This is a genomic window from Citrobacter sp. CK180 (genome assembly GCF_030333655.1).
In the GTDB taxonomy this organism is placed as follows: Bacteria; Pseudomonadota; Gammaproteobacteria; order Enterobacterales; family Enterobacteriaceae; genus Citrobacter_B; species Citrobacter_B koseri.
Genome location: NZ_JAOWFM010000057.1, coordinates 222,355 through 234,236 on the forward strand (window position 1 = coordinate 222,355; position 11,882 = coordinate 234,236).

Below are 11,882 nucleotides of genomic sequence, written 5' to 3' on the forward strand. Positions count from 1 at the left end.
TGACGGCGACGCTAAAGCGTCTTATCGGGTCTACGGGGATGCTGTAGGCCGGATAAGCGCAGGCGCCATCCGGCAACTTGCCTCACAGCCCGTTATTAAAAAACGCGGACAGTCCGCTACGTCGCTCCGTGCGCGTCGCAATTGCCCCGCTCAAAACCCGTTCATCGGCATAGAGAGACAGGCGACGACGTGCGCGCGTCACGGCGGTATACACCAGCTCACGGGTCACAACCGGCGAGCGCTGGCTGGGTAAAATCAGCGCCGCATGATCGAACTCCGATCCCTGCGATTTATGCACCGTCATCGCCCAGGTTGTTTCATGCTCCGGCAAACGGCTGGGCTGCACCGACTTAATGCTGCCATCCGGCATGGCGAACCACACCCTCAACCCCTGGCCGCGATCGAGCGCAATGCCGATATCGCCATTGAACAACCCCAACGCGCTGTCATTGCGCGCAATCATTACCGGACGCCCTTCATACCAGCGGCTGTGCGGGTGACGCTGAATTTTGCGCTTTTGCAGCATAACCTGTTCGATGCGTTCATTCAGACCGCCAACGCCAAACGGCCCTTCACGCAGCGCGCACAGCAACTGGTACTCATTGAAAGCCTGAATAATCGCCCCCGGCTCCGCGCCCTCGCGAACAAGCGCCAGATAACGCCCATAACCGGCCAGTGCCTCATCGAGCATGGCGGCGTAATCCTCGCTGCTCTGTAGCGTTCGTTTTTCAATATCGCTGAATCCCTGCTGAAAGACCGTTTTCATCGCCGCTTTATCGCCGCAATTAATGGCTGCCGCCAGTTGACCAATGCCGGAATCATGCCCGAAGCGATAGCTTTTTTGCAGCAAACACAGGCTATCGCGCAAAGAGGCCGCCTCCGTGCCTGCGCCCGCAGGAATGGGGCTTCCCGTCAGTCGGCTCAGCTGCTGCGCGCGCCCGGCGGTAAATCCGGCATTTACCCAGGCGCAGATATCGCCCAGCACCGCCCCCGCCTCAACGGAAGCCAGCTGATCGCGATCGCCGAGAAAAATCACGCGTCCGTGCGGCGGCAGCGCCTCAATTAGCCGCGACATCATCGGCAAATCGATCATTGATGCCTCATCCACCACCAGCACGTCCAGATGCAGCGGGTTTCCCGCATGATGGCGCAGCCTCTGGCTACCGGGCTGTGCGCCCAACAGCCGGTGCAACGTACTGGCGTCATCCGGGATGCGTTTTTTTTGCTCATCCGTGAGCGGAAGCTGGCGCAATGCCGCGCCAAGCGACTCGGTCAGACGCGCCGCCGCTTTCCCCGTCGGCGCCGCCAGTCGTATACGGCATCGCTCGCCGTCCGCCATCTGAATCAACGCGGCCAGCAGCTTCGCCACGGTAGTGGTTTTACCGGTGCCAGGCCCGCCGGAAATGACGGAAATACGGCGCGTCAACGCCACGGCCGCCGCCACCTTTTGCCAGTTGACGTCATCCGTCGGCGGGAAAAGCGCATCCAGCGTGCGGGCCAGTTGCTGTTCATCTACCGCGATCGCCTGGTTAACCTCGCTAAAAAAGCGGGCTACCGTGCGCTCGTTACTCCACATCCGGTTCAGGTAAAGGCGATCTTCATGCAGAATCAACGGCGTTGGCCGCTCTCCCCGACTGACCGCCCCGGAAGCCAGCAGACACGATGCCCAGTCTTCAGGCGCGTCCCTCTCGCTAAACCAGGAGACCAGTAGTGGATGCGACTCTTCCGTTATCGCCAGGCGCGAAAGCGGCATACAGACATGCCCTTCCCCGGCATCGCGGCTGAGCAATGCAACGGCCAGCGTCACACACGGATCGTCCTGCCCGGCAACCGCCAGCGCAAACTGAGCGTCTAATGGCCGCAACAACTTTTGTTCTACGGCCTCCAGTAATCGCTTCTGAATTGTCATTGCGCCTCCTCCGCTACAACGCCTGCAAACATCGCATCCATTAACGCAATCAGTTCGCCGTCCGGCCGGGTCGAGAAAATGCCCTGCCGTGGATATTCACGGTCAACGCCGCGCAGGAAAAGGTAGATCACGCCGCCGAAATGGCGTTCATAGTCATAATCGGCGATGCGATGGCGCAGATAGCGGTGCAACGCCAGCGTATACAGCTGATATTGCAGGTCATAGCGATGCGCCTGCATCGCTGAGGCCATCGCCTCCTGAGTGTAGGCCGTGCTGTCTTCGCCCAGCCAGTTTGATTTGTAATCGAGCAGGTAATACCGCCCTTCATGGCGAAACACCAGGTCGATAAACCCTTTCAGCATGCCGCGAACCTGCATGAAGTCGAGCGGTGGGCAGCCCGCCGAGAGCGGATCAAACCGGCGAATCAGCGCATCCAGTTGACTGGCGATAAGCGGCTGTGCGATCGGCAGATAAAACGCCATCTCCACCTGTTTTTCACGGGCGGAAAGATGACGCAGACTCACGCCGCGTTCGGTCAGGGGAGCCTGCAAAACAGCGTCCAGCCACTGCGTTAAAACCGGCTCCCAGTGCGTGTCATAACCGCCAAGCTCCAGTTTTTCCCGCACCCAGGCCGGGTCAACGGGCTGCGTAAAGTCGAGGTCTTCAAACAGGCTATGCAGGAATGTACCCGGCGATGCCCCTCGCGGGAACTGGTGCGGCGTCAGCTCCGGCTCTTCCGCCACGTCCCCCACCCCGGCGGCATCCACATCCAGACGCGGAATTAAATCCTGGGCGACGCTATGGCCTTGCTGCTGTAAGCCGGAATAACTGGTTACTCGCCAGTTGTCGGCAGGCGTTCGGCGTAACGCTCTGGCGCTTAGCGCCGCACGCGACGCCTCCGTTACCTGCCAGCGTTCGCTGTCCGGTTCGGCTGGCGTCCGACAGGCGATATCCTCCCCGCAAAGCGCGTCAATGCAGGCGCGAAGCCCGGCGGCATCTTTCGGCTCACCTTTTTGCAGCAGGCGCCCGAGCGCGCTTTGGTGTACATCGGTATCGCCTTTCTTATCTCCGCGACGACGCACCAACGGCGAAACGCCGAGGCTGCAATGCCACACCGAACGGGTCAGCGCCACATAAAGCAAACGCAGGTCTTCCGCCAGACGCTCTGCTTCCGCCAGTTCAACACTCTCCTCGGCGTGGCTGAGATCCAGCACCGCGTCAAACGAATTGCGATCGTGATAAAACGCCTGATCCTGCACGCGGAAATGGGTAATAAAAGGCAGCCAGACGAGCGGATATTCCAGCCCTTTTGATTTATGGATGGTGACGATTTGCACCAGATGTTTATCGCTTTCCAGCCGCAGTTGCTGGCTGGCGGCATTGCTGTCCGGCTCAAGAATATGCTGCGACAGCCAGCGCACCAGCGCATGCTCGCTTTCCAGCTGCGAACCGGCTTCCTGCAACAATTCGCTGATGTGCAGAATATCGGTCAGGCGGCGCTCGCCTCCCGCCGTCGCCAGCAGGTTTTCGGCAATATTCCGCGCTGACATCAGCGCGCGCAGCATGGGCATGACGCCGCGCTTATGCCAGATTTGACGATAGCCGTCGAACTCTTCGACCACCGTATCCCAGGCATTTTCGTCGTTATTCAGCGTTTCGATGTCCTGCGCGGTCAGCCCCATCATTGAGGCCGCCATCGCGCTACGCAGCGTATTTTCACGCTCAGGCGTCATGACGGCCTGTAAGATCCACAGCATCTCCTGCGCTTCCAGCGTCTCAAATACGCTGTCGCGGTTGGAGAGATAAACGGACGGAATCGCCAGCAGCGTCAGCGCATCACGAATTTGCGCCGCTTCCTGGCGGCTTCGCACCAGCACGCTGATATCCGAGGCTCGAACCGGGCGTGAGGTTTTCTCGCTAACAAGCAGCGCATCGCCAGTTTGCCCGGCTTTCAGCCAGTCACGAATTTGCGTCGCGCACACCTGCGCCATGTAACTCTGATAGTCGCCAATGCCGCAGCTTTCCCCTTCCATCAACCACATATTCATGGCGGGCTGCGTCTCGCCGTTCAGCACAAAGCGCAGCAACTGGTTCTTCTGGGCCGATTTAACCGGCGCAAATGGAATTTCGCGGAACATAAAGGCGTCGTTCATCTGACTGAACAACGTATTCACGCTGTTGACCATGCCCGGTGCAGAACGCCAGTTAGTATCCAGCGTATAATGGGCACTGACCTCGCTGCGGGCTTTCATGTAGGTGAAGATATCCGCGCCGCGAAACGCATAAATCGCCTGTTTCGGATCGCCAATCAACAACAGCGCGGTGTCCGGCTGATGCCGCCAGATGCGGCGGAAAATGCGGTACTGCTGCGGGTCGGTATCCTGAAACTCATCAATCATCGCCACCGGGAAACGGCCACGAATTGCGCTTGCCAGCGCATCGCCGCTATTACTACGCAGCGCAACATCCAGACGACTCAGCATGTCGTCGAAACCTAATTCACCCCGGCGTTGTTTTTCCTGCGCAACCGTCTCGCGGATTTCTGCCAGTGCACGGGTAATCAGCAGATCTTTTATCGTCAACGGTTCAGCCAGCAGTTCCTCAATGGCGACAAACAGCGGATGCTGCGGGGTTATGCCGCCCGCTTTGGTTCTCTCTTCCAGGAATCGCCGGGAGAATTTCTCCAGCGCATCGGGTAATTGATAGGTTTGCGTTTCCGCCTGCGCCCACGCCGTGATCTTCTCGATCCATTTCGTCTGGTTGCCGCGATTGAATTTTCTGCGATCGATTCCCGACGACTCTATCACCCCATCCAGTTCATCAACGGACGCGCACCATTGCTGCTTCAGGGCGTTAATACGCGACAAAATGTGTTCGTGGCGAGACGCCAGCGTCTCGTCTGACGGCGGCGGTGCTTTGATGACCGGCGCTTCGCCCTGCAAATAACGATCGATATCTTTCAGTAGCGCCCGGGGGCCTTTCCACGCTTCAAAGACAACCTGGGCAATTTCGCGTGGCAGCGGATAACAGTGACGCCGCCAGAAGTCGGCGCAGGCCTGATAGCGCAGAAGGGATTCATCTTCGATTAATTGCTGCTCGAACAGCATGCCGGACTCAAACGCATTCAGGCTGAGCATGCGCTGGCAAAAACCGTGGATGGTGAATACCGCCGCCTCATCCATCTGTCTTTCCGCCAACAGTAACCACTGCGCCGCCTGCTTTTTATCCTCGATCTCTTCCAGCAGGCGAGCATATAACGGGTTATCGGTAGTTTCACGCAGACAGGCGATGCGCAGTTCATGGATGTTGCTGCGGATGCGGCCGCGTAACTCTTCGGTGGCCGCCTCGGTAAACGTCACGACCAGCAGTTCTTCCACGGTCAGCGGTCGGGGAAAGGCGGCAGAGCCGCCCAATCCGAGCAGCAGGCGCAGATACAACGCGGCGATAGTAAACGTTTTGCCAGTGCCCGCAGAGGCTTCAATCAGACGCTCGCCCGTAAGGGGCAAGCGTAAAGGATCAAGGGACTCAGCGGCATCATTCATTCTTTTCACTCATCAGGGGTAAGGTTTGCTGCAACGCGCTGACGTTCTCCCACACTTTCCAGTTTTCCGGGCGCACGTACTCTGCTTTCCCGTTCTGACTGCCGGAAACCTGTGACAGTATCGCCATGCCTTGCGGCTCAACCACCGCCTGATGGAAGAAATCGGCAAGTTTTTGCGGCGTCAGCAGTTTAATCTGAGCCACGATTTTATCACGTGAATCAAAGCGCATATTGCCGCGATCGAAATCTTTGCTTAATTTCGACGCCTCTTCGCCCAGCGTTTGCGGCGCTTGCAACATCTGCGCGATGATCGCCTGCTGAATTTGCGCAAACTCTTCCGGCGTCATCGCCCGCAGCTTCGCTTCCGCCGTTGGGAAGAATGCTTTGTAACGCTCCCAGAGATAAGACGGTTGCTTGTCGCTGCTTTGCAGCAGGAAACCCATCCCCCACTGACGCCCGACGCTCATCGGGAAAGCGAACACCGCATAACCTAACTGTTCTTCAGTACGCAACTGATTATAGAACCACGGCTGAACGATTTGCCCTAACATCGCGCTGTAGGCTGAACTGACATATTCATCGTAACCGGTTGGAACGAATACCGCCGCCAGCGCGGAGTCAGTGCTGCTCCCCGCCTTCTCAAAGATGACCGACTGCTTTTTATCCACCAGTACGTCTTTATTGCGACACCACTCTGAACCGTTGGCACCAAGCTGCTGTTGGATATCCCGCGCCATGATTTTCACCTGCGCTTCGCGCATATTGCCAATCACCAGGAACTCCGGTCGCGCGCCTGCTTTTAACGTATCGCGGTAAGCCATGACCTCTTTCAGCGTGATCGAAGGCAACAGCTTACGGCGTTCATCACGCTGGAAGTAAGGCACCTGAGAAAGCATCTGTACCGGCATAATCGCCTGATCGTAGGCCTTCCCTTTTTCTGCGGAATCCATCATCTGTGCATACCAGGATTTCGCCTGTTCCAGCTGTTCTTCCGTCGCGGTGTAGCTGAAATACCCTTCCAGCAATGCCTGGAAAAGCTGCGGCAAGCGCTGCGTGTAACCGTTCGCGTTAAGCATCAGACCATTGTTGGCGTTGGTGGAAAAGCCAATCCCGCCAACCGATGCCTGGTTGCTTAACTGGTCGAGCGCGATCCCCGCGAGATAATCGTTTAACGCAAACATCACCTGGTTTCTGGCGCTGTCCATTGCTTTCGGGTTACGCAGAATAACGCTGACATCCGCCTTAGGCTCGCTGGCAAAATAACGGCTCGGCGCATAAACCACGCGCAAATCCGGTTCATCGACAATCAGCTCCGGGTGGGGATATTCCTTCTCCGGTTTGATCAGCGTGAAATCGTCTGGAATATAGGGATTAAGCTCCGGTAATGACAGCGCAATGCCCTGCGCTTTTTGCTGCCAGTCGGCGAGCGTTTTGTCGTCGATTTTATTCACCTGATAAGGCGCGTCGACAAAATAGGCCGTTTTGTTGTGCGGTTCCTTCGGGCTGATGTACCAGATACGCGCATTCTGCGGCGTCATCATCGCCAGGCGTGATTTCACCGCCGCCGCATCGTATTGATCGGCGATATTCACCGCATCCAGCGTATGTTCCACCGGAACGCGAATCATCGTATCCGCCAGCCATTCGACGTAATCCATATCACGGGTGATAGAGGGGTAACGGAAGTCGAGATCCAGCACATGCGCCAGCTCATCGAAGTAGCGTTTATCCACGCCTTTTTCACGTAACAGATTGAGATAGCTGAAGATGGCGGCGACAACGTCGTCCCGGTTCGCCAGCCCTTTGTCCGTCAGGGTAGCGGAAATAGCCAGTACGCCGCTGTTACCGTTAACCACCGGGTCAGAGTCCGCACGAATGCCTTCCACTAATCCTTGTTTTTGCAGCCAGTCGGAGAGCGTTCCCGGGCTCCGGTTGCCAATCAGGTAGGTCACCAGTTCGTCGGTTTTGCTGCGAAACTGCGCGCTGTTGTTATCAATACGAAACTCTACGCGCAGCACTTTACGCGGCAGAGCAGGCACATAATGAATGATGATGCCCTTTTGCGCGTCCGTTACTACCGGCACGGTAATTTCCGGCTTTTTGATATTTTTATTCGGCACCCGGCCATAGGTTTCAGCCGCAATACGCGCCAGTTCCGGCAGCGGTTTGTTACTGTAAATCACCGCCTTCATCAGGTTCGCTGAATAATATTTTTCGTGAAACGCCTGCAACGCCTGCTGAACCGGATTGCCAGGTTTGTCGCTTAAGGTTTCCAGATTGCCGCCAGAGAAGCGCGAACCCGGGTGCGCCGGGTTGATGGTTTCTGCGCTGACCTGCGCCATACGCATACCGTCTCGCGTACGCGCCATCGTCAGTTCGGCATTGACCGCATTGCGCTCACGCTCAGCATATTTTTTATCCAGCAACGGGGCGGCAATGGCATCGGCAAGGCGATCGACCGCACCTGACAGGGCGTCGTTTTCCACCTCCAGATAGAAGGCGGTACGATACGGCGCGGTGCTGGCATTATGGCTGCCGCCGTGCATTTTAAGGTATTCGGCAAGGCTGTCAGGCTGGGGATATTTTTTAGACCCCATCAGGCTCATATGTTCGAGATAGTGCGCCAGCCCCTGATGTTCATCGGGGTCCTCCAGCGATCCAACAGGCACCACCAGCGCCGAAAGCGATTTCACCGCTTGTGGGTCGGATACCAGCAAAACCACCATGTCATTGTCCAGACGAACCGCCTGATACTGACGCGTATCTTTCTCGCTTTTACGGATGGTTTCCGCCAAAGGCTGCCAACCGGTATCTGCCTGACTTAAGGGTGCCCAAAGGGCGACAAACAACAATAACGCTTTGAACCAGGTGCTGCGGGGCATTCACGAACCTCATCATTAACTTTCTTTCCCGCTCAGGTGAAGCGCGAGCGCGACGCTGGCGCTTATTGAGCAGGACAAAACTGTGTGCTAAACGAGTCAGCATCTCTTATTGTAAAATCAGTCCGTGACAGAAAACGCATCATAAATGAAGCCATTTAATTGCGCAATTTTTATACAGCCCTCACGACTGATTAAAACGAAATAGCGGTAACAGATAACGTTGAGACTGAGAAATAATGCTCTCTATCGTCTTCGGCTCCAGCTGTCGCCACAACCGTTGATACCAGATATCATCCCCTTCTCCGCGTATCACCATGTTACCTTCATAAGCCTGTAAGAACTTCGTCCGGGCTTTTTGCAGCGTGTCAGCATCATCTAACATGGCATCATTCGCCGCGTCATAACAAGCTTTTATCCATGCGCCGCCGCTTTCAGGAAGAACCAGCAGTGGGGATGACATCCCTTCCCGATAACCGTCAATCAGCTGTGCGAGGTAAGTTAACGCCTGTTCAGCCTCTAACGGCGGGAAGCGCCACTCTCCCTCTTTACGCAGGAACAAACGACTTTCGCCTTTTCCGCCACAGGCACAATAGACAAGGTGTTCCAGCCAAAGTTGCATTCCCTGCGCAACGCTTATTAAAGATGGGCGCCAGCGCAACAAACCGTCTTCCTGCACCTGCGGCAACCACCCCGTGATCTGAACGCCATTGCAGAGCAGATCAACTTCCATACTTTTCCCCGGCTGACGACACGCGATAATCCTGTCCGCCAGCGACTGCATCTCCTGACGCTGCGTATCCCAGAGGATCTCGCCAAAAGCGCCATACGGGAGATCGCCCGCCGCCCGGAAGCGACGGAATAAAAGCCCGGCATCCTCTTCTTCGACCAGCGTATTAAGCAACTGCTGATTAAGCTGATAGCGGGTTAGCCCTTCCAGAATGAACGGCTCCGTATCGGGAATTTCACTCTCTTCCGCGCGGAAATTCACCTGTAGCCGCATCTGGAAAAACGCCCGCACCGGATGTGCCCAGAAGCGCTGAAGTTTTTCCAGCGTCAACGTCTCAGGGAGTTCATAGGGCAACGGCTGTACAAAATCAGAATGGGCCTCGCCTGACTGACTTGCAGCAGGCAGCCATTCGCGCGCGTAGCTTTGCTGTTCACCGGGAAGATAGTTTTGCGCATCAAACGGCATCCGCGTGTGCAGGCGAGCGATATGCGCTTTCACGCGGGCCTCGCTCTCATCGCTGGTCAGTTCTTCATCTCCCGGCAAATAGTGACTTTGCCCGATATAATCCATCAGTTCCTGCACCAGGACTGACGGGAAACGTTCGCTGTTATCCTGAATAGAGCGCCCGATGTAGCTAATATAGAGCGTCTGCTGCGCAGAGATTAAGGCCTCAAGGAACAGGTAGCGGTCATCATCGCGACGGCTACGATCCCCGCGCATCGGTTTCTGGCTCATCAGGTCAAAACCGAGCGGCGCCAGCTGACGCGGATAGACGCCGTCATTCATACCAAGGAGACACACAACCTTAAAGGGGATAGAACGCATAGGCATGAGCGTACAGATGTTTACCGGCCCCGCCAGAAAACGCTGGCTGATGCGTTCCTGATCCAGCCTTTGTGCCAGCTCGTCCCGTAACAGAGACAGCGGCACCGCATCGCCATACTCCGCCTCAAGCCCTTCGGTGATAATCGCCTGCCATTGCTGCTCGATAAGGGTCATCGCGGCTTCCGTTTCCGCATCGGGCAGGAAAAAGTCATTGAGCATGTCGCGGCAAACCGGGAGCCACTCTTCCAGCGGACGCGCCTGCGCCAGCCCGCGACGCCAGAGGTTCAACTGCATAAGCAGGGACGCCAGATGCCCGACCAGCTCCGCAATCAGCCCGCTGGACTCGTCATAAGGCAGCACGGACTGCCATTCGCCCTGCGCGCTTTCCATCGCGTAACCCAGCAGCATACGCGTCAGGCCAAATTGCCAGGTATGCTGCCCCGTTGCAGGAAGCGCCAGCTCGCGCACGTTGTCGTCGTCAATCCCCCAGCGGATACCCGACTCATTGACCCATAAGCGAAGATAGCGCAACCCTTCTTCGTTGATGTTAAATCGAGCCGCCAGAACCGGTACGTCCAGCAGCGCCAGAACATCTTCAGAGACAAAACGGCTGTCCGGCAACGACAGCAGGCTGATAAACGCCTGCAAAACAGGATGCGACTGACGTGCCCGGCGATCGGAGATGGCATAAGGCAGATAGCGTTCGGCAGGCGCACTGCCAAATACGGCCTGAATAAAGGGGCTATAGCTGTCGATATCCGCCACCATGACGATAATATCGCGCGGCATCAGCGTCGGGTCGGCCTCCAGCATCGCCAGCAGACGATCGTGCAGGATCTCCACTTCACGCTGCGGGCTATGGCATACGTGAAAGGTCACGCTGGCGTCATTCGGGTCAAGCAGACGCTTGTTGTCGCTTCGGGCGTACTCTTCGAGGTTCACCCCAGCCACGGCGCGACTTTCCAGCTCAAGGATGTCCGCCTGAATGTTATGAAGCAGGTTGTCCGGGGGAATATCGACAAACGCATCCAGTTCCTGTGTGTTTTCCAGTTCGGAAAGCAAATAGATGTAGTCCCGCCCCAGTTTCCCCCAGGACGCCAGCATCGGGTTCCCGACATCCTGCTCGCCGTCGCTATTAAATAACTCCCCGGCGCGTTGGTTATCGCGAAACAGCGGTAAGTCGCGCTCCTCAAAGATGTGACGACGCTGACGAGCCACCAGTTTTGCCAGCCAGGCAGGGTCTCTGATATCCCCCCAGTAATAACGGCAGGGGTTAGTGAACAGCAGATGGATTTCGATGTGCTTTCCCAGCGCCTGCAAGGCCCGGAGATACACCGGCGGCAGCGCGGAAATACCACAAATAAAGACGCGCGAAGGCAGCCCCGTCGGGCTGGTTGTCGCATTTTCCAGCGTCTGGATAAAACGCTGATACACATTCGCACGGTGCCAGCGCGGCTGCCCCAGTTCAGCCGTGTATTCCACCAGCGCCTTCCACAGCGGCGCCTGCCAGATCTGAGCCTCCCCTAACCCGTCAACCATCTGCCCCGCCTCCCACTGGGTAAGCCAGTCGGGGCGATAGACCAGATACTGATCGAAAAGATCGGCGGCACGCGAGGAAAGCTGGAATAGTTTGCGCTTGTCAGCGTCGTCCGTCAGATAGTGGCGCAGTAGCGTAAAATCCTCACGCTCCAGCAGTTGCGGCAGCAGCGTCATCAGCTTCCAGCTCATGTTTTGCTTGCTGAACGCGCTCTCTTTCGGGATATCAGGCAGCACGCGTACAAACATATCCCAGATAAAACTCGCGGGTAGCGGAAAATCGATATTCGCGGCGATACCAAATTTCTGCGAAAGGGTCATTTGCAGCCACTGCGCCATACCGGTACTTTGAACCAACACAATTTCGGGTTCAAAGGGATCGTCAAGCCGATCGCGCTCAACGATGAATTCCATTAACGCTTCCAGCACGTCCAGACGATTGGAGTGGTAGACCCTTAACAT

At 56.7% G+C, this 11,882-nt stretch carries 4 protein-coding genes; all 4 read right to left on the reverse strand.

The window, feature by feature from the left end; all coding sequences use genetic code 11:
- Positions 1-82: 82 nt before the first annotated feature.
- The 4 genes from recD to recC all read right to left on the reverse strand — a co-directional run bounded on the left by recD (position 83) and on the right by recC (position 11,882).
- Positions 83-1,909: an exodeoxyribonuclease V subunit alpha gene (recD, locus tag OGV50_RS23365; RefSeq protein WP_058668037.1), complete on the reverse strand. Its 1,827-nt coding sequence runs from the start codon at positions 1,907-1,909 to the stop codon at positions 83-85.
- Complete coding sequence (gene recB, locus OGV50_RS23370; protein WP_200092720.1) at positions 1,906-5,451, reverse strand: exodeoxyribonuclease V subunit beta; 3,546 nt, start codon at positions 5,449-5,451, stop codon at positions 1,906-1,908. Before recB ends, recD begins: the two co-directional genes overlap by 4 nt.
- Entirely contained in the window at positions 5,444-8,332 is a 2,889-nt protein-coding gene (gene ptrA / locus OGV50_RS23375; protein WP_200092719.1) for a pitrilysin, read from the reverse strand. The genes recB and ptrA overlap by 8 nt, the downstream gene beginning before the upstream one ends.
- Positions 8,333-8,513: 181 nt before the next feature.
- Complete coding sequence (gene recC / locus OGV50_RS23380; RefSeq protein ID WP_200092718.1) at positions 8,514-11,882, reverse strand: exodeoxyribonuclease V subunit gamma; 3,369 nt, start codon at positions 11,880-11,882, stop codon at positions 8,514-8,516.

Bases quoted from the DNA above. Each gene is read 5' to 3' on its own strand.
- ptrA (WP_200092719.1), bottom strand. From the start codon at position 8,332: ATGCCCCGCAGCACCTGGTTCAAAGCGTTATTGTTGTTTGTCGCCCTT.
- recD (WP_058668037.1), bottom strand. From the start codon at position 1,909: ATGACAATTCAGAAGCGATTACTGGAGGCCGTAGAACAAAAGTTGTTG.
- recC (WP_200092718.1), bottom strand. From the start codon at position 11,882: ATGTTAAGGGTCTACCACTCCAATCGTCTGGACGTGCTGGAAGCGTTA.
- recB (WP_200092720.1), bottom strand. From the start codon at position 5,451: ATGAATGATGCCGCTGAGTCCCTTGATCCTTTACGCTTGCCCCTTACG.